The following is a 19,595-nucleotide window of genomic DNA, read 5'->3' as shown; positions in this document are numbered from 1 at the left end:
AGCGTTTGAAAGCTATCAATTATTTACCATTTTTGGCTTACTGCACTACCTTTCCGGTAAGGCCTCATCTACCGGAAATATCGACAGGACCTGAGCAGAGACACCATCAGGTCACGAAAAACAGACAGGAGGTTCAGCATGAACATCATGCGCCCGGCCGCTGCGGCCGTACTTGCTTCATCCATCGCCATGCCTGCCCTGGCCGAAGACCAGCAGAGCATTTCCCTGACCCCGTTCGCCGGTTACCAGTTGTTTGATGACAAACGGGATCTGGACGAAAGCGCCACCTACGGCATCGGTATTGAATACCGCTTCCTGCCGAACTGGGCGGTGGAAGCCGTGTACTCCCGCGCCGATGCTGACCGCAAATACGTGGGCGGTGAGTCCAAGTTCGAAGAGATCCGTGTCGACGGCACCTACTACTTCGCCGGCCCGGACGCAGCGCTGACCCCGTACCTGTCCGCCGGTGTCGGCCATGCCGATTTCGGCATTGACGACACCGCCAGTTACGCCCACGCCGGCACCGACCACGACGAAACCCGCGTGAACATTGGTGGCGGTGTGCGTTACCACATCAGCGACATGGTGTCGGTCCGCGGCGATCTGCGTGAATTCCACGGCGTGGACGAAAGCACCTTTGACACCCTGGCCTCCGTGGGCCTGAGCCTGTCCTTCCACCGCACCACCTCCGACCCGCAACCGGCGGATGCCGACGGTGACGGCGTGGCCGATGCCAACGACCAGTGCCCGGGTACGCCGGCTGGCGTGGAAGTGAACAGCCGTGGCTGTGAGCTGGACAATGACAACGATGGCGTGGTCAACAGCAAAGATGAGTGTCCGAACACCACCATGGGTGCTGAAGTGAATGAGCAAGGTTGCGAAGGTGTGACCGAAACCGTGGAAACCATCAACCTGCGTATTCAGTTCCCGCTGAACAGCGCCGAGATTGGTAACACTTACGATGCTGAAATCCGTGCCGTTGCCGAACACATGGAAGAGCATCCGGAAACCGTCGCCGAGATTGCCGGACACACCGACAGCCTGGGTGCCGCGGACTACAACGAGCAGTTGTCCCAGCGCCGCGCCCAATCCGTGGCGGATCGCCTGGTTAATGTCCACGGCGTTGAGGCAGACCGGGTATCGGCCGTCGGCTACGGCGAAGCGGAGCCGGTTGCCAGCAACGAAACCGACGCTGGCCGCGCCCAGAACCGTCGTGTGGAAGCCCGCATCCAGGTGCTGCGTTAATCCCGCACCCGGATGGCTCCGGCCAGAAAGTGACAAAGGCGCCCTCGGGCGCCTTTGTTGTTTGTAGCTCAGGTTAGTTCGAGCCTCAGGCAACCTGCCTGACCGCATCCAGCAGGATGTTTCTCGGTGTCATCGAGCGGGGGCAAAATGTGCCCAGGCGCACCCGATAGCCCTGCTCCTGCAGAAACAGCGCGTAATCCAGCACCAGCCAGAGCTCGAGCGGCCGGCGGAACAGATGGCGCAGCAACTCCAGTCGCCGCACCTGCTGCCACAGCCGCTCACCCTCACGCCGCCAGTGTCGCCAGTCCACCGAAGCGGGCAAGACCAGCCCTTTTTGCCCGGCCGCCCAGCGGCAGAAAGCCTCAAAACCCTCGTGGTTGAGCCGGGCCGGGTGAGACGGCACCGGCCAGTACTCATCCACACCGCGCAATTCCCGTTGCAGGGCGTCAAAGCCCAGACGCCAGGCTCGCACCCTGGCCCCTTGCCGGCGTTCCCGCAAAGGCGCGGTGACCGTTTCCTGTACCGCCAGTTTCAGCGCTCCGTGATCCAGAACCAGCCGGTCCTGTTGCTGCCTGACAAAGCCGGATAAAGGCTGGTGAACCGGCTGCCGGGTTCGCTGGTAACAGCAGGGAGACAGAACCAGGCGGGGCGCGCCGGCCCGGCTGCCCCGCACCAGCCATTGCCGGTGCAGATCACCGCAGGCATGCAGCGCCACCCCCTGATAACCGGCGGGCCAGTGCAGATCATCGGCCATGACATCCTGCAGACCGATGGTGACCGGGTCCTGGTACCGTTCGGCCAGCCGGTTGCCATCCGCCACCAAAGCAGAATCCCATTCAAACCCCGTTACTGGCTGTGCGCCCCGGGCCGCCAGGGTTCTGCCCAGATGCCCCTTGCCACAGCACCAGTCCAGGACCGGACCAAGCAACGGACCGGCGGCCGCCGCAAAAGCGCCGGCCTGCAGTCGCTTGCGCCCGGGCATGTCCACCGCCCGGGTTTCCGGCAGAGCGGTTTGCTGAATGCCTTTTTCATCCGTCAGTTCGGGCAAATGCACCAGGTCAGACCACTGGCCCAATTCCGGTAAGTAAACGGCTGCTTGCGAGGCCAATTCCGCCAGATTGTCCTGCCAGTGATCACAAAGCTCGTCCGGCAGCTGCATCAACCAATCGGCCAGTTCCGGATAAGGCGCTGTCCACCCGGGATTCGGCTGCATGAACGGCACCGGTCGCCAGAGCGCTTCGTGCCGTTTCAACCAGCCATCCAGTCGCTGCCAGCGTTGCTGCAGATCAGGGTCCGGCCCGCCCAGCTCTTCACCCGCTTCGCCTCCCACCATAATCAGAAACGGTCCGGGCGGAAGGGGTCGAGGGGGACTGCCGGTTCCTCGCCCTCGATCACCTGGGCAATCACCGAGGCACTGCCGGCAGACAGGGTCCAGCCAAAAGTGCCGTGGCCGGTGTTCAGGTACAGATTCTCGCGCCCGGCGCGGCCGATGATCGCTGGCCCGTCCGGCGTCATCGGGCGGAAACCGGTCCAGCTCTCGGCCGCCTCCAGATCGGCACAGCCCGGGAAACGGGACTGCACGGATTTTTTGATGGTGGCCAACCGGGACTCCGGAATATCCCGGTTGAAATCCGCCAGCTCGACAAAGCCGGTGGCACGCAAGCGATCCCCCAGTCGAGTGGAAACCACCTTGTAATGGTCATCATGAATGGTGCTGGTGGGTGCCTTCGCCGGATCACTCAAAGGCACCGTCAGGCTGTAACCCTTGACGGGGTAGATGGAAATATCCACCCCCAGCGGCCGCACCAGCTCCGGCGACCAGCAACCGGCACAGACCACCACGGCGTCGGCGGCCAGGGTTTCCATCTGACCCTCGGCGTTCTTCAGGCGCACGCTGTGCACCCGCCGGTGATCGGCCAGCAGGTTTTGCACCTCGACGTTGTAGCGAAACGTCACGCCCAGATTCTCACACACCGCCGCCAGTTCCCGGGAGAACAAGTGGCAGTCGCCGGTGCCGTCAGTATCATAGCGGATGGCGCCGTGCAGGGGGCCGTTGCCGATCATGCCCGGCTCCACCTCTCTGACCTGTTCAGGAGTCAGCAGGCTGGCCTCAATACCCATCTCGTTCAACAGCAGGTGCAGCTCCCGGTACTCGGCCATGGCCTCGGGCGTGCTGGCCAGGTGCAACAGCCCCTTGTGATCGCCATCAAACCGAAGATCATGCTCCTGCTCCAACGCCAGAAACCGCTCGCGGCTGTATATGCCCAGGCGCAGCATGGCGCGCTTGTTCAGCCCGAACAGGCCCGGTGACGTGGCGTAGCGGAAAGTGGCGAACATGAAACGCAGGGCCGCCAGTGACGGCGGCACGCCCAGCTTCAGCGGACCGTCCTTTTGCACCAGCCAGGGCAACGCCTTGAACATGATGTGCGGATCGGCCCAGGGATAGACCACGCCGTAGGAGCGCTGCGCGGCATTGCCCTTGCTGGTTTCATTGCCGGCCACCGAGTGGCGCTCCAGCACCGTGACTTCATGGCCCCGGCGCACCAGTTCCCGGGCCGTGGTAACACCGACCACACCACCACCAATGACAAGCACATGCATGGCAACCTCCTTAGAACGGCGTCCGGAACATCGTTCTCCGGCTATTTGACGCCGTTTTTCGCCAACAGTTCACGGTATTCCGCCAGCACATCCGGCGATTCTTTCGGATACTCCGGTGCCAGCTGTTTGAGCTTCTCCGCCAGCAAGGCGGCAATAATGGCCCGGGCCTGGGGCTTTCGGTCGCCGGGAATCATGTACCAGGGCGTTTCATCGGTGTGGGTCGCCGCCAGGGCTTCCTCAGCGTAGGCCTGGTACACCTCACGCTTCTTCCAGCCCTCGATGTCGGACGGGTCAAACTTCCAGCGCTTGCGCGGCTTGTCCAGGCGCTTGAGCAGCCGACGCTTGTGTTCGTCTTCGGACATGTTCAGCCACACCTTCATCACGCAGGTGCCTTCACTAATCAGGTGATGCTCAAAATCCCGGATTGCCCGGTAACGAGCTCCCCAGTTATACGTTTCCACATCGCGTACGGGCCATACCCGCTCGCCAATCACCGCCTCGTGGTGGCTGCGATTGAAGGCCACCATCTGCCCATACGCCGGCAGATAGGGCGTTACCCGCCAGAGAAAATCGTGGGCGGCTTCGAACGCATTCGGGCGACTGAATGACCATGCATGAAAGCCACCGGGATCGGCGTAGGTGGCCAGGGTGCGGATCAGGCTGTCCTTGCCACTGGTATCCGGGCCATGAATCACCAGCAGCAGGGCCTGCTTCTGGTTGGCCCAAAGGCGGCGCTGGTATTCCCCGATTTCCTCGAGGCTGGCTTCCAGTTTGGGTACCTTGCGATCATCGTCGAGAAAGGTCGGGTATTGGTCAAATCCCGGCTTGTCAGGATCAAGAAACCAGGACTTTGCAAACTCCGAATACTTCATCAAGGAAACTCCCTATCGCTGTCTTTAACATCTGATATGGGCCAAACTGATACAATCCGCCCCGAAAACGTACACAATAGCATTCTAAACGCTGATTTTTTTGACCCAGGCAATTGGACATGAGCAAAAAACGCCGCGAAATCCCTGTATTCGAGCATCCGATCATCGAGACCCACTGCCACCTGGATTATCTGAAAGACCGCCCTCTGGAAGAGACCCTGGAGCGCACTCGCCAGGTGAATATTGAGAGGGTGATCACCATTGCCGTGTCGCCGGACAACCTGGCCACCGTGCGAGAGCTTAGCCAGGCCGAGCCCTGGGTATACGGCACTCAGGGCATTCACCCGCACGAGGCGGAAACCTATACCGACGCGGTAGAAGAAGAGATTCGCGCCCACGGCAGCGATGAGAAAATTGTCGCCATTGGCGAGATTGGCCTGGATTACTTCTACGATCACGCCGACCGCGAAGTGCAGAAAGACGTATTCCGCCGCCAGTTGCAGATCGCCTGCGACCTGAACCAGCCGGTGGTTATCCACAGCCGCGAGGCGGACGACGATACCATCGCCATTCTGGGCGAATTCGAAAGCACCCTGAAGCGGCGCGGCGTCATCCACAGTTTCACCTCGGGCCCGGAGCTGGCACAGTACGCGCTGGACCAGGGCTGGTGCCTGGGCTTTAATGGCATCACTTCCTTCAACAAGGCCGAGAACGTGCGCGATATAGTGCGCATGGCGCCCATTGAACAGATCCTGCTGGAAACCGATTCGCCGTTCCTGACCCCGGTGCCCTACCGTGGCCGGGAGAACGCGCCCTTCTATCTGCCCTTCGTGGCCGAGAAAATTGCCGAGGTAAAGGAGCTCCCGCTGGAGCAGGTCATTCAACAGACGTACCTGAATAGCCTGAAAACGTTCTTCCCGGCGGCATAACCCGCCGCCCCGTCAGCAGGCCACCCGGTCAGGATCGACACTAGCCAATAACAAAAGGGAACATGCCATGATCTCATCGATTTTCCAGGTCCTCGGCGGCCTGGCGTTGTTCATGCTGGCCATGGAAATGATGACCAACGGCCTGAAAAACGCCGCCGGCCATCAGCTGCGCCATCTGCTCGGCACCTGGACCAAAACCCCGATCCGGGGGCTGATGGCCGGCGCCGTGATTACCGGTATCGTGCAGCACTCCGGTGCGGTCACCGTGGCCACCATCGGTTTTGTCAACGCCGGCCTGCTAACACTCAAGCATTCGCTGGGGGTCATTTTCGGCTCCAACATCGGCACCACCATGACCGGCTGGCTGGTCAGCCTGGTGGGTTTTGGCTTCAAGATTGAAGCGATGGCCCTGCCCCTGCTGGCCGCCGGTGTGGGCCTGCGCATGATCAGCAAAGTGCCGCGCAACCAGTTTCTGGGGGAGTCGCTGGCCGGCTTCGCGCTGTTTTTCCTCGGCCTGTCGATTCTCAAGACCGCCCTGGAAGGTGCCGCCGGCGGCTTCACCGATGGCGGCATGATCACAAGCGACTATGGCCTGCCTATGTTCCTGCTGATCGGCCTGGTGGCCACCGTGCTTACCCAATCTTCCAGTGCGTCGCTGGCCATTGTGCTGACGGCCGCCGCCGGTGGGCTGATCGGGCTGGAAGACGCCGCTGCGGCGGTGATCGGTGCCAACCTGGGTTCCACCTCCACAGCGGCACTCTCGGCTCTTAAAGCCACCGCCAACGCCCGCCGGCTGGCCATCGGCCATATCCTGTTCAATCTGGTGACCGGCGCCATTGCCCTGCTGATCATGCCGGGCATGCTCTGGGCCGTGGGGGCGGTGACCGACCTGCTGGAGCTGGAATCCAACCCGGCGGTGTCCCTGGCCATTTTCCACACCCTGTTCAACGTGCTGGGGGCAGCGGTCATGCTGCCGTTCACCGCGCCCTTCGCCCGTTTTCTGGGCCGGCTGTTCCGCAGCAAGGAAGAGGATAACGCGCAGCCAAGGTACCTGGATGACACCCTGATCACCACGCCGGAACTGGCCATTGGCGCGGTGGACCAGGAAATGAAGCGGCTGATCCGCCACACCCGGGGCCTGTTGCGAGTATGCCTGGACCGGGAAGCGCTGAACGAGGCCCAGATCGGCCCGAAGGCCGACGCTATTCGCAACCTGAACGCGGCAATCACCGATTACATCGGCCGGCTGAATGCGGAAAAAATGCAGATCTCCATTGTCGAGGCCATGGCGATCAGTTTGCGCACCTGCCGTTACCTGGTCGAAGCCACGGATCTGGCGCCAAAGCTGCTGGCCATGCGCCGGCTGAGCAACCGCACCGATTTTGCCAGCCTGGAAGAAACCCACCAGCAGTACCTGGATATTCTGCGGGACCTGGTAACCTCCGAGCAGCCGGCACCGGAAGTGCTGGCCCGGGCCGAACAGCTTTATCAGGCGCTGAAGAGTGAAACCCTCCAGCTGATGGTGCGCCACACCAGCGCCGCCGGGCCCGGCGAGCAGATGCTGGATACCCTGAGTGGTGTTCGCCGGCTGTCTGACCAGTGGGCCAAGTCCCTGCACTGGCGTTCAGCCACCGACCTCCTCAACCGGGACTTTCACGATCACAACAGGTTCTCGGAAAACCCGCAGTAACGGTTCCGGCCCTGGCGCTTGGCCTGATACATAGCCTGATCGGCCTGCCGCAGCAGCTGGTCGGCATCCAGCTCTTCGGCCTGCGGGTAGAGGGTATAGCCCACGCTGACCGAAATCTCGACACTGTGGCTGGCTACCCAGGCCGGCTCCGCCACGGCCTTCAACAGACGTTCCAGCAGCGCCTGCAGGGCGTCGTCACCGTCGACATTGACAGCAATGGCGGCGAACTCGTCGCCGCCCAGCCGGGCCAGCGTATCTTCCTCACGCAGTACCGTACGCATGCGCCGGCCCATCTCGATCAGCAGTTCGTCACCGGCGTCGTGACCGAAAGCATCGTTGACCGGTTTGAATTCATCCAGATCAATATAGATCACCCCCAGCTGGTAGCCATGCCGCCGGGCCTGAGCCATGGACTGGTGCAGACGCTCGGCAAACAGCACCCGGTTGGGCAGGCCGGTCAGCGCATCGTAGTGAGCCATGGTGCGAAGCTTTTTCTCGGATTCCTTCAGGCGGGTGATGTCACTGAACACACCGACAAAATGACTAAGCTGTTTTTTGTCGTCGAACACGCTGCTCAGGGTCAGGTTGAGAATCAGCCGTTGCCCGTCACGACTGCGACTGCGGAATTCGCCGCTCCACACCCCGTGCTTGCGCGCCGCCACCAGAATGGCACTACCCTCATCCACCGGCATGGGCGGCAGGCTGCCAACCGACTCACTGCGTTCGCGGCCAGTGATCTGCTGATAGGCCTCATTAGTATCGATCACCACACCGTGGGAGTCGGTAATGAATATGGCTTCCCGGGCATTATCGAACACCTGCACAGCCAGACGCATACGGTCTTCGGCTTCCTTGCGGCGGGTAATGTCATACCAGGAGCAGAGAATAAACGGTACATCAAAGCCATGCTCGTAAACCGGTGCCAGGGTCATGTCGACCCAGACATCGGAGCCGTCGGAGCGGACAAAGACCCATTCGGCGTTCACCACGTCGCCCAGTTGGGTCCGGCGTAACAGGCCATCGATTTTTTGTGCGGAAATGTCTCCATCCGGCTGGGTATCGCGGGAGAAAGCGGCCAGGGTTTTGCCCAGCAGTGAAGACTCACCGGAATAGCGCAACAACTCGATGGCCGCACGATTGCAGTCCACCAGTTCGGTGCCCCGCAGCATCAGCATGGGCTGTGGCCAGTTGGCGACCAGTTCCCGCTGGCGACGCTCCTCCCGGGCCAGTTGCCGGCGCTTGCGGCCCAGCCAGATACTGGTAAACACCAGCAGTACAAACAGCACGGACACGGTAATGACCCACACCCGGTACTGATGCAATACATCTACCCAGGTGATCTTTGGAGCCTCGTCGTAGGGCGCCACTCTCAAGGTCCGGGCCAGGTGTTCCACCGACTGGTAATCCGCCGGTGGCGAAAACCCCGCCAGGCCTGCCGCCCGCGCCGCCGGGTGTTCCGGCTCCAGGGCAAACAGTGCCGAGGCAATGCGCCGGACCTGCCGGCCATCCACATGGGGCAGGGATACCAGCGGCCATTCCGGGTAGAGACGGGTAGAAACCTGGAAAGGGTAACCGGTGAGATTCTGCGGATTAATAACCTTGAGCTTGCCGGCCAGTTCCGGCGTCTGGGCAATGCGGTCTTCCAGGACCCCGGAACGGATAAACCCTACATCGGTATCGCCATTGACCACCGCGCGAATGACCCGGTCATGATTGCCCAGGTAGAGCACCTTGCTGCTGCGCCGTACATCAATGCCCACCGTTTTCAGCTCCAGGGCCGGCGCCTGATAACCGCCCATAAAGTGAATACCGGGGGTGGCAATGCTGGCACCACGCAGGTCTTCCAGCTGTTCAAGGTCGTCCCGGTCGGCACGGGTAAATATCAGCCCGCCGATGCTGCTGGTGCTCTGGCCCTGCCAGTCACGCAGCAGGGTGGCCAGCACGCCGGTCAGGCTGCGCTCGCTGCGGATCAGCAGGAAATGACTGGGATTGGTGAGGAACAGGTCCACCTGGTTGGTGGCAATGGCGCGGTTCAGGGCTTCCTGGTCGTGCACGGCCAGCTCTATATCAATGCCGGTACGGTCGCTCAGATAGCTCACCAGGGGTGCGTACTGGTCCTGCATGCGGGAGTCTGAACGGTAATCCAGCACCGCCAGGGTGAGAGACTCCCGCGCTTGCGGTGTTGATGCCCCCGGGATCACGGCTTTGGCCTGCAAAACCGGGCCCGACAGCAATAGCAGCGAGATCAGTAAACCGCCAAACCAGCGCTTCATACCGGCCCCCGGGGCAGATAATCTCGGCTACACAGATTGTCCAGGTCCGGCACTACTTCAACGAGGCCTTCATTCTTCAACAGGTGGGCCAGACGGCCGGCCACCGACTCCACCCGACCGCCGGGGGCCAGGTAGCGGCGATTGGCAGCCAGTTGCGGCAGCATTACCGTGGCCATGGCCTCGCGCACCGCGTCCGGCGAGACGCCCTGACGGGAGGCAATGCGATAGACTGCATCGTGCCGGTTACGCACAAGGTGACGCAGCCCACGAAAATGCCCGCGCACCAGGTCTGCCACCGCCTCGGGATGTTTCCTCTCCACCTCCTGGCGTACCACCAGCAAATCGAAGATGGTGTCGGGTATCTGGCTGCTGTCGAACAGGCGTACGGCTCCGGCTTCTTCCAGGCGCGAGGCTATCGGCTTGTAACTGACGGATACGTCGATCACACCCTCGTTCCAGGCCCGCAGATGCTCGCTGACGGGTAAATCCACGATGGATATCTGGTCTGTACTCAAACCGGCCTGGTCAAGCATGGCCAGCAACATCACCCCGGAAACGCCATCCAGCTCGACCCCGACAGAGCGGCCAACCAGGTCGGACAGCTGCGTGATTCCCGGACGAGTCAGCACCATGTCGGCGCCAACGGAGACATTGGTGACCGCCACCACGCGCACCGGCACTCCACCGGCGGACACGCGCAGGGCCTCGTCGAGAGTCAGGGCGGCGGCATCGAGCTCCCCGGACAGCAGGCCGCTGATCGAGTTTTTCGCGGACTGGCCCTTGCTCAGCTGTACCGACTCTGGCAACCAGTCAAATTCTTCGGCCAGGTACAGGGTTTCATAGCCAATCCAGGGGTGGACGCCGGTCTTCAGCGGCGTTTTTTGAGTACAGCCAACCAGACTGCCGGCCATGGTTGCGGCCAGAGACAGCCGCAGCGAGAGTTGTAGAAAAGATCGGCGGTGCATTCATTGCTCCGGGGGAAAACAGGCCACATCCGTAGCGTTTCGACACATAATAAACCGGATCACTATAACTGACTATGTGACCAAGGCATTGCACCGCATCAATTTGCAAGATTCTGATGGGCAGCCCCGGAGAAGTTTAGCCGAACGACAGAAACACACCCATCAAAACCGGAGACAGGAAAGACAGCAGGAAACCGGAGGCAATCGCCACCGGCACACAGGTGAGTCCGCCGGAGCTGCGGATCACCGGCAGGGTGAAATCCATGGCGGTGGCGCCACCATAGCCGATGGCCACGGCCGGGCGAGTACCGATGATGAGCGGAATCAAGGCGAGAGCGATGATTTCCCTCAACACGTCATTGAGGAAAGCCACGCCGCCCCAGGCCGGACCCAGGGCATCGCCAATGACAATACCGGAGAGCGAATACCAGCCAAAGCCGGAGGCCAGCGCCAGCGCCTGGTGCCAGGGCATCTCCAGCCAGGGCACCAGGGCCAGCCCGGCCAGCAGGGAGCTGGCCACCAGCACCAGGGCAATGCCCAGGCCCTGACGGTTCATCAGCAACTTGCGTAGTGACAACCCGGCATTACGCAGCTGCAGGCCGATCAGGAACAGCAACAGCATCAGCGCCCAGGTGGCCACGTCCTCCACCATTGGCAATTGGGGGAACAGGAAATAACCGAGCAACACGCCGGCCAGCACCGCCAGCAAGGGCTTCAGGCCGGCCAGAAACAGCCGGCGATAGCCGGGACGGGCGGTATCGCTGCCGGCTTCCACCGACATGGGCTGCCAGCGGTGGAACAGCCACAGGCCCGCCACATTCGCCACCAGCAACACCAGCACCAGGCTGGTGACCTGCGTGGCCATGGCACCCAACTGGTCCAGCAGCCCCTGCATCTGGCCCAGGCCGAGACCCAGCAGGCCAAGGATGAAATACACCAGGGTTTCGACAGTGTAGTGGATCACCGTCATTAGCCGGCGGTTGGTCAGGGCAATGGCAAACCCCAGAAACAGGGGCGCCAGAATCAACAGGGCACCGGTCAGCATGACGACCTCGAGAAAAGGATGTGGACAGGCGGGAAATTCAGTGCAGTTTCTCGCCGGAGCGGTCCTGCACCAGCACCCAGGGAGCGATGACCACCGCCCAGAGCTCGGCGTTGCGGTCATACCAGGCGCGGGCCAGGTCCGGGGAGACTTCACCCACCTGGCCGGCACTCAGCCAGTGTTCAAACTGGGCTTTGTTGTCGGCGGACAGCTGGGCGGCGACATTCAGCAGGTCGAGCTCCGGCGCCACGCGCACCACCTGACCACGGGCGTAGTAGGTTTGCAGCTCGTGCCAGTTGATCCGGGAGGTTTCCAGATTGAGCTTGGCTTTGAGTTCTTCCGGGGATTCGGCAGATGACATGTTGACCTCGATTAACCTGAGTTTTCCGGCGCGCAGACTACCGTAAATCGAGAGAGTTCGCATCCGGCTGGCAGTTCACCAACGCACGAATCTGGTCCCCGAGGGTCATCGGGTCAAACGGTTTCGGGATCACGCCAATGGCGCCCATGGCCCGGTATTCCTCCACCTCCGACGGTTGCAGGCGGGCGGTCATGAACACCGCCGGCACTTTCAGACCCTCTGGCCGGTTGCGCAGGGCCTGCAGGGTTTGCGGGCCATCCATGCCCGGCATCATCACATCCAGCAACACCAGGTCCGGCTCAAAGTCGTCAATTTGCGCCAATGCCTGCTGGCCGGATTCGCACAAACACGTCTCAAAACCGCCAACATCCACCAGCGCCAGTTCCGCCACGGCGCGGATGTCCGGGTCGTCTTCCACATACAGAATCCGGTTCAGCGCTTCACTGGCCATGCCCTACTCCTCCGCCGGTTCGGTCTTGCTGGTGACGTTCACTCCCAGGCGCTCAAGAAGGCTCTGGCAGGTTTCATCGTCCTGACGACCCTCGGCAATGAGTGCGGCAGCGCGCATGATCAGCCGGTCATTGCGCACGGCGTCTTTCTGCAAAAAATGCACGGCGCCAATCAACTCACGCAGGTCCAGCGACAGGCGCCACTGCACTTTCAGGCGGTTGCCATAGGCCTGTGCCCACTCCTGCAGGCACTGTTCGGCCTGGTCTTCCTCAAGTTTACCGCCCTTGCCGACAAACTGGTTGATCACCGAAATCACCGCCAGCTCGCCCACCCGGCTTAACAGCCCGGCTTTCTGGAACATTTCCGGGCGTTTTTTCATAGACAGGGCGATGCGCTGGGCCTCGCGCCCCACTTTCAGCGCCTGCTCCTGATACTCCGAGGCCAGTTTTGCCAGCTCCGGCGACTGGATTTTGCGCCCCACATCCAGCGACATGGCCAGGGCCTGGTTCAGCGCCATGGGCACGCCCATCAGGTTGATGGCATCTTTCACCGTCTCTACCGGTTTGCCGGTGCGGCGGAACGAGCTGCCGTTGGCGACATCCAGCAGCCGGGTCACCAGCGCCGGCTGTTCACGCCAGCGCTCAGCCAGGTTGGCCGGCGAGAGTTCATCAGCCCGGGCAATCAGCTCCATGATCTCCGCCGGGTCCTGTTCGCCGGGCAGCTGGATGACATGCTCAAGGGATTCCTCGAGCATCGTCTGCAGGTTCAGCTCGTTTTCAGCCACCGGGCCCGGCTCAATCAGGGCAGCCAACCGTTCATGCACCATTTCCACGCTGAAGGGCTTGGTGATATAGCCACTGATGCCATAGTGGGCTGCCTTGAGGACGGATTCCCGGTCTGAACGGCCGGAAACCATCACGATGGGCAAGTCCTTGTCGCGTTCGCGCAAGTGCCGGACCAGCTCAAGACCAGAGCCATCCGGCAGATTCCAGTCGGTAATCACCAGCTCAAACGTCTGGCCGTTGGCGCCAGCGATGGCGTCTTCCACGGTCCGGAACTGCTCAACCGTGGCACCGGGGTAGGCACTGGCGATCACTGTTTCCAGCAACTCCGCCACCAGTTCATCGTCTTCAAGTACCAGTACGTTCATACCGTGGGTCCAGAATTCCGTTCGTCGTCGCCAAACACGGTAACACCGTTACGCCCGGCGCGCTTGCGTTGATACAAGGCCTGGTCGGCGGCGTCCACCGCGTCGTCGCCAGTCACATAGTTATTGATAGCAGCCACACCGGCCGACAGGGTTACGCCGAAGGATTCGTTGTTACCATTAAAAGTCAGTTGACTGAATGCATCGGCAATATCAGTAAACAACCGGCGCGCCGCTTCCGTGTCACAGTGCGGCAGCACCACCAGGAACTCCTCACCGCCGTAGCGGCCGATCATATCGGTTTCCCGCAAGCGGTTACGCAGCGTGTTGGCCAGGGCCTTGATCACCATGTCGCCGTACCGATGACCGTAAGTGTCATTAATCTCTTTAAAATGGTCCAGATCCACCATCACCACACTGGCCGGATGGCCATCACGACGGCAACGAGCCAGTTCTTTCTCCGCTTCGAGCTTGATCAGCGAGTGTTTGAGAAGGCCGGTCAGGCTGTCTCGGTTCATCAGGCGGAACAACTGCCGGGCGCGGAAACAGCGGATGCGCACCGCCCGCACCAGGTAACCGTCAGACACGGGCTTGGTCAGAAACTCATCCGCCCCCCGGGACAGGGCTTCCAACTGGTTGTCCCGGTTGTCTTCAGAGGACAGATAGATAATAGGCAGGCTCAGCCATTGCGGATCAAACCGCACCATGCGCGCCAGGGTCACGCCGGAGTAGGGACCCAGCTGCACGTCCATCAACAGGATATCCGGCCGGAAGCTGGACAACTCCGACATCAGCCGCATGGGGTCTCTTACCCAGCACACATCGATACCGGCCGAGCGCAAAACCAGAAAATAGTGCTCCGCCAGTTCCGGGTCATCCTCCACCAGCACCACGCGGCCCTGAACCCGGCTGCTGCGTTCCAGCGCCAGGTATTCGATGCGCTCGGCCAGCTCGGGCAAATCCGGTGAGCGACCGAAAAAGCCATCTGCGCCAAGTGCAGCCATCTGATAGCGGCTGTCGAAAGACACGTCTTCACTGAGACAGACCAGCGGCATACGCCTGACAGGCTCCTGCACACTGGCATCGAGCTGTTCCATGATGCCGGCAATACGACCATCCGCACACAGAATCACGGTGGCAACGCCGGTTTCCGTAGCCAGCGTTTGGATAATCTCTGCATCGGTACCGGCCATCACCCGACAGTCGAAACCGTAGGCAGCCAATGCGCCGGCCAGCCATTCGTAATCGGTATTCCGGGCGGGCACAATTCGCACCGCCACTCTCAAGCCATGACTACCTTCCAGGCGTTCGGTGGTTTCAGCCATGGCCTCGTCTTCGGCAACGGGCATGGGCGGGCTTTCCAGCATGGTCCGCAGGGCCAGAATTTTCTCTACCGCCAGAGTGGAGACAACCGGCCCCTGGCCGCTGGCAGCCTGGGCCTTGAGCATTTTCTCCAGACTGCGGGCCGCCTCGCCCAACTCCGGAAAACCGAAAGTGCCTGCCGAACCCGCCAACCGGTGCAGGCGGGCGCAGACATCTTCCATCACGGCCTGGTCAAAGCCCTGTTCCCGCATGACTTGTGCCCGGCGTTCGAGCTCTTGCAGATCTTCGGCAGCCCGGGTGGCGAATCGCTCGCGCAAATCCGCCAGACGGGATGACACATCGCCGGAGGCTGCTGAATCCTTGATCATTGTTCTATCCGGGTTTCGTTTGGATTGGTTGATATAATCCTCTATTCTCCGGCCCATAAAAACACGTTTGAACAACCGGTGCCATAATCACTTGGGGTTAGCCTTGAAAAACCTGTCCTTTGGCAGCCGCTTTGCGGTAATTGCCGTCTGCAGCACGGTGTTGACCGTCGCCCTGCTGGCCACTTCGGCCTACCAGCAACTGGTGGCGGATTTTGAAGAAGTGCTGACCCAACGCCAGCAGCTGGAAACCGAAACCTACGCCAGCCGGGTCAATCAGCGGCTGCAGGTGCGCCTGGCCGCGCTTGGTGCCCTGGCGGCGCAACTGACCGACGGCGAACACCTGCTGCCCCCGGATAAACTGGACACCATTCTGCGCCGCCAAACCCTGTTGGCCGAGTATTTCGACCTGGGCCTTCTGGTCTTTGATGCCGATGCCGTGGCCATCGCCGAAGACCGTTTTGTCGAAGGCCGGCTGGGCACGTCCTATGCCGACCGCACGCATTTCCGGGAAGCGCTGGAAAGCGAAAGCCCGTACATCAGCCAACCGATCATGGGCCGCACCACCGGCACACCACTGGTTTCCTTTATCTACCCGATTCACAACGATGACGGTCTGTTGCTGGGCTTTGCCGGCGGCAGCATTGACCTGGCCCGGACCAACCTGTTGCCCGACCCCGGTGAGTTCCAGGGCGAAGCCGTGTTCAAGGTGCTCGACACCCAGTATTTCACCCGGGTCGATACCATCGACCCGGACAACCTGATGCCAGAGTTGCCCCACCCCGGCCAATCCGAACTGATCGACGCGGCCCTGTCCGGCATCACCTCCGGCGTGGTGGTAGAAACCGACGGGCAGCGATGGATTTACGCCACCCGCCATCTGGAACGGGTAGGCTGGCTATTCCTGCGAGCGGCTCCCTACGAAAAAGCCCTGGCACCGGCACGGGCCTCGTTCACCCAGTTTGTCGCCATCAGTGTGATGGTGCTGCTGGTCATGGCGATGCTGGTTCTGGCGTTGTCGCGCACCGTCTCCGGCCCGCTGGAACTGATGGCCGCCAAAATGCGCCGGATGACCGACCACATGGACAGCCCCGGCCGCCTGGATGAACGCGGGGCACCGGAAATTCGCAGCGTGGCGCGGGCCTTCAACCATCTGATGGACGAGCGGGAGGCATTGGATAACCTGAAAAGCCACTTTGTCTCCAATGTCAGCCATGAACTGCGCACACCGCTGACCTCCATCAACGGCTCCCTGAAACTGTTGGCCTCCGGCAAGACCGGCGAGCTGCCGGAAAAAGCCGACAAACTGGTGAACGTGGCGCTGCGTAATTCCGAACAGTTGCAGCGGCTGATTTCCGATCTTCTCGATTTCAACAAGGCCGTGGCCGGTCAACTCGAAGTGAACCTTGCACCGCAGCCGGTGGAAGCCACGCTGAGAAATGCCTCCAGCGCGGCCCGTGCCTACGCCCAGAACCACAACGTATCATTGAAGGTAGAGCCGACACCCGGCCTTTCAGTCATGGCTGACCCGCACCGGTTGCAGCAGATACTGGACAACTTCATCAGCAACGCCTGCAAATTCAGCCCGGAAGGCGCCACTGTCCGCCTGAGCGCCAGGCAACAGGGCCCGCATGGGGCGAGAATCATCGTCAGTGATGAAGGCAGCGGTGTGCCGGAGCACTTCCTGCCTCGCCTGTTCCACCGCTTTGCCCAAGCCGAATCCGGCTCCAGCCGCGCCAAGGCCGGCACCGGACTGGGCCTGGCCATCTGCCAGGAGCTGGCGCATTTGATGAATGGCCAGGTTGGGTATTATTACCGCGACGGCGCCCATTTCTGGGTTGAGCTGCCGCTGGCTAACAGCAAAAAGGACGATGCACCATGAAAATCCCGGCACATCCAACAGAAGAGCGACAACGGCTGTGGGCACTGGAAGCCAGCGGCCTGCTGGACACACCACCGGAAGAACGGTTTGACCGCATCACCCGCCTGGCCGCTCAGCTGTTCGACGTTCCCATTGCCCTGGTGTCGCTGATCGACAAAGAGAGACAGTGGTTCAAGTCCTGCTATGGGCTGGGCGTTCGGGAAACTGCCCGGGATATCTCTTTTTGCGGCCACGCCATTCTGGGCCCAGACCTCTTCGTGGTGGAGAACGCCCTGGAAGACGAGCGTTTTGCCGACAACCCACTGGTTACCGGCGCCCCGGACATTCGCTTTTACGCCGGCGCGCCCCTGACTGACCGCACCGGCCTGCGTCTGGGCACGCTGTGCCTGATTGACCGCACGCCACGGGCTTTCTCCGCGCAGGACCGGGAGAACCTGCGCAGTTTTGCAGACATGGTGGAGCGAGAGATTCAGCTGCATGACCTGGTGGCAGATGTGATCCATTATCGGAAAACGGAGCAGATCAAAAACGAATTCATCTCCACCGTTAGCCATGAATTGCGAACCCCGCTTACCTCCATTGCCGGCTCCCTGGAACTGGTCATGGGCGGTGCCACCGGCCCGCTTCCCGATAAAACCGAGCAAATGCTCGCCATCGCCAGGCGCAACACGAACCAGTTACGCGTGTTGATTGATGACCTGCTGGACATCGAAAAACTGATCAGCGGCAAAATGGTCATGCATAACCAGACCCAGCCACTGGCCGAAACCATTCAGGCTGCCATCGAGGATATCCGGCCCTACGCCGCTCCACGTAATATAAGCGTTGAAGCAAAGTTACCCGAAGCCAATATTTGCGCCAACTTCGACCCCGTGCGCCTGAAACAGGCACTGGCCAATTTGCTGTCCAACGCCGTGAAATTTTCACCGGACGGTGAAACCGTGCAAGTGGAGCTTCAGGAACGGGACAAGCAGGCCGTGATGACCATAAAAGACCGGGGGCCAGGCATTCCCGAGGAATTCCAGCCACGAGTGTTCCAGCGTTTCGCCCAGGCCGACAGCTCCTCCGCCCGCAGCAAGGAAGGCACCGGCCTTGGTCTGGCGATCACCAAAGAACTGATGGCGGCCATGGGCGGTGATGTAGGGTTCGATTCAGAGGTGGACCAGGGGACGGTGTTTTGGGTGGCTTTGCCCCTGAGCTCCGAATTCTGACCCAACAAAATCGGGATAGGGGGGAACCAATAGGTTCCGCCCCTCCCACACCACCCGGCATGCGGGTCCGCACCGGGCGGTTCGAGAAGTTGAGGTTTCACGAGAGTCTCGGCACTCCCAACCGATCGAAGTAGGCAATGGTCAGCACATTATGGATGGCAGAGCGACTGTTATGCCACCAGCGACGACTCAGCGCCGCCACGGATTCAGCAACCCAGGAACTCGCGCCTAAGCGGATCAGCTCCCGGTAGATCGTCTTGCCCCGTCGCCAGTGCCGGAGGTGGAGCATTCTCAGGCGGCGACGTATCCACTCATCCAGTGATCGCCAGATGCGAGGCGTTTGTGCCAGCCTGAAGTACCCTTTCCAGCCGAGCAGATAACGGCGGAGCTTCTCCACCACCTGTGCCATGCTGCGACCACCTGATCCCCGGGTCAGTTGCCTGATCCTGAGCTTGAACGCCTGTAACGCTTTGGTCGATACCGCGCGTCGAACGTCTCCATCCCTCCCTTGCCACAGAGCGTAGCCGAGGAACTTGCGACCGAACACGCTGGCGACTGCACTTTTGGATTCGTTAATCACCAAGCGCAGTTTGTCGTAACACCGGCGTAGCAGGCGCATCACCCGCTCTCCCGCCTTGTGACTGCGAACGTAAACGTTGCAGTCATCGGCGTAACGAGCGAAGCAGTGCCCCCGGCGTTCCAGCTCTTTATCCACCTCGTCCAGCAGAACGTTGGCCAGTAACGGCGACAACGGCCCGCCTTGCGGCGTGCCCTCATGCCGATCCATGACCACACCGCCATCCATGATGCCCGCGTTCAGATACGCACGCACCAGCCGGATGATTCCGGGGTCGTTTATGCGTTTCTTCAGGCGGTCGATCAGGATGTCGTGGTTAACCCGGTCGAAGAACTTCGACAGGTCAACGTCCACCACGATGTGGCGACCCTGTTGGGCGTAGCGTTGCGCAGCCAGCACCGCATCGTGGGCCCGGCGGCCCGGGCGGAAGCCGTAGCTGTGCTCGCTGAAGGTGGGATCAATCAGAGGTTGCAGCACTTGCAACAATGCCTGTTGAATCAGACGGTCGGTGACGGTGGGGATTCCCAGTTCCCGCTCACTGCCGTCCGGTTTCGGGATGCCTACCCGACGAACGGGTTGTGGTTGGTAGGAGCCGCTCAGCAGTTGCTGGCGAAGCTCCGGCCACACCCATCGCAGGTGTTCCGCGGTTTGGGCAATATCCA

General features: G+C 61.2%; 16 protein-coding genes. 5 read left to right on the top strand and 11 right to left on the bottom strand.

Annotation, left to right across the window (positions count from 1 at the left end; all coding sequences use genetic code 11):
- The first annotated feature begins 138 nt into the window (after positions 1–138).
- Positions 139–1,245 (top strand): OmpA family protein, encoded by a 1,107-nt coding sequence (locus tag BMZ63_RS02080; protein ID WP_091701020.1) that lies wholly within the window; start codon positions 139–141, stop codon positions 1,243–1,245.
- A gap of 85 nt (positions 1,246–1,330) precedes the next feature.
- Here the strand turns inward: BMZ63_RS02080 and BMZ63_RS02075 are convergent, their stop codons facing one another.
- The 3 genes from BMZ63_RS02075 to BMZ63_RS02065 are packed head-to-tail and all read right to left on the bottom strand — an operon-like array spanning position 1,331 to position 4,718.
- Positions 1,331–2,578, bottom strand: coding sequence for a methyltransferase (locus tag BMZ63_RS02075; protein WP_091701018.1), 1,248 nt, complete (start codon positions 2,576–2,578; stop codon positions 1,331–1,333).
- A 2-nt stretch (positions 2,579–2,580) separates the two neighbouring features.
- On the bottom strand, positions 2,581–3,891 hold the full coding sequence (locus tag BMZ63_RS02070) for a D-amino acid dehydrogenase (RefSeq protein ID WP_342351332.1): 1,311 nt from the start codon (positions 3,889–3,891) through the stop codon (positions 2,581–2,583).
- A complete protein-coding gene (locus BMZ63_RS02065) occupies positions 3,888–4,718 on the bottom strand; it encodes a polyphosphate kinase 2 family protein (RefSeq protein WP_091701012.1) in 831 nt (276 codons plus the stop codon). The genes BMZ63_RS02070 and BMZ63_RS02065 overlap by 4 nt, the downstream gene beginning before the upstream one ends.
- Positions 4,719–4,837: 119 nt before the next feature.
- Between BMZ63_RS02065 and BMZ63_RS02060 the strand changes: the two genes are divergently transcribed.
- Together BMZ63_RS02060 and BMZ63_RS02055 are read left to right on the top strand one after the other, a co-directional pair.
- Positions 4,838–5,647, top strand: a complete 810-nt coding sequence (locus BMZ63_RS02060; protein WP_091701010.1) for a TatD family hydrolase — start codon at positions 4,838–4,840, stop codon at positions 5,645–5,647.
- A gap of 67 nt (positions 5,648–5,714) precedes the next feature.
- Entirely contained in the window at positions 5,715–7,337 is a 1,623-nt protein-coding gene (locus tag BMZ63_RS02055; protein WP_091701007.1) for a Na/Pi cotransporter family protein, read from the top strand.
- Here BMZ63_RS02055 and BMZ63_RS02050 read toward each other — a convergent pair.
- The 7 genes from BMZ63_RS02050 to BMZ63_RS02020 all read right to left on the bottom strand — a co-directional run bounded on the left by BMZ63_RS02050 (position 7,307) and on the right by BMZ63_RS02020 (position 15,266).
- A complete protein-coding gene (locus tag BMZ63_RS02050; RefSeq protein WP_091701004.1) occupies positions 7,307–9,610 on the bottom strand; it encodes a diguanylate cyclase domain-containing protein in 2,304 nt (767 codons plus the stop codon). The genes BMZ63_RS02055 and BMZ63_RS02050 overlap by 31 nt on opposite strands.
- Positions 9,607–10,575: an ABC transporter substrate-binding protein gene (locus BMZ63_RS02045; protein WP_091701002.1), complete on the bottom strand. Its 969-nt coding sequence runs from the start codon at positions 10,573–10,575 to the stop codon at positions 9,607–9,609. Before BMZ63_RS02045 ends, BMZ63_RS02050 begins: the two co-directional genes overlap by 4 nt.
- Positions 10,576–10,711: 136 nt before the next feature.
- The gene (locus BMZ63_RS02040) at positions 10,712–11,620 is read right to left on the bottom strand and encodes a LysO family transporter (RefSeq protein WP_091700999.1); all 909 of its coding nucleotides are present in this window, start codon (positions 11,618–11,620) and stop codon (positions 10,712–10,714) included.
- Positions 11,621–11,657: 37 nt separating this feature from the next.
- Positions 11,658–11,978, bottom strand: coding sequence for a DUF2288 domain-containing protein (locus BMZ63_RS02035; protein WP_091700996.1), 321 nt, complete (start codon positions 11,976–11,978; stop codon positions 11,658–11,660).
- 37 nt (positions 11,979–12,015) lie between these two features.
- Positions 12,016–12,429 carry a response regulator gene (locus BMZ63_RS02030; protein ID WP_091700994.1) on the bottom strand — a complete coding sequence of 138 codons (414 nt, stop codon included), beginning with the start codon at positions 12,427–12,429 and terminating at the stop codon, positions 12,016–12,018.
- Positions 12,430–12,432: 3 nt separating this feature from the next.
- The gene (locus BMZ63_RS02025; RefSeq protein ID WP_091700991.1) at positions 12,433–13,578 is read right to left on the bottom strand and encodes a response regulator; all 1,146 of its coding nucleotides are present in this window, start codon (positions 13,576–13,578) and stop codon (positions 12,433–12,435) included.
- The gene (locus BMZ63_RS02020; protein ID WP_091700989.1) at positions 13,575–15,266 is read right to left on the bottom strand and encodes a diguanylate cyclase; all 1,692 of its coding nucleotides are present in this window, start codon (positions 15,264–15,266) and stop codon (positions 13,575–13,577) included. The genes BMZ63_RS02025 and BMZ63_RS02020 overlap by 4 nt, the downstream gene beginning before the upstream one ends.
- A gap of 103 nt (positions 15,267–15,369) precedes the next feature.
- Here BMZ63_RS02020 and BMZ63_RS02015 point away from each other — a divergent pair, with 103 nt between their 5' ends.
- Entirely contained in the window at positions 15,370–17,145 is a 1,776-nt protein-coding gene (locus tag BMZ63_RS02015; RefSeq protein WP_091700986.1) for a sensor histidine kinase, read from the top strand.
- Positions 17,142–18,356 (top strand): GAF domain-containing sensor histidine kinase, encoded by a 1,215-nt coding sequence (locus BMZ63_RS02010; RefSeq protein WP_091700983.1) that lies wholly within the window; start codon positions 17,142–17,144, stop codon positions 18,354–18,356. The genes BMZ63_RS02015 and BMZ63_RS02010 overlap by 4 nt, the downstream gene beginning before the upstream one ends.
- A gap of 97 nt (positions 18,357–18,453) precedes the next feature.
- Here BMZ63_RS02010 and ltrA read toward each other — a convergent pair.
- The coding region (ltrA, locus tag BMZ63_RS02005; RefSeq protein ID WP_091700980.1) for a group II intron reverse transcriptase/maturase at positions 18,454–19,595 on the bottom strand (1,142 nt) is incomplete at its 5' end.

The sequence above is a fragment of the Marinobacter persicus genome (assembly GCF_900114155.1).
GTDB lineage: Bacteria > Pseudomonadota > Gammaproteobacteria > Pseudomonadales > Oleiphilaceae > Marinobacter > Marinobacter persicus.
The sequence above is the reverse complement of the archived record's forward strand: the minus strand, read 5'-3'. Positions and strand labels throughout refer to the sequence as shown.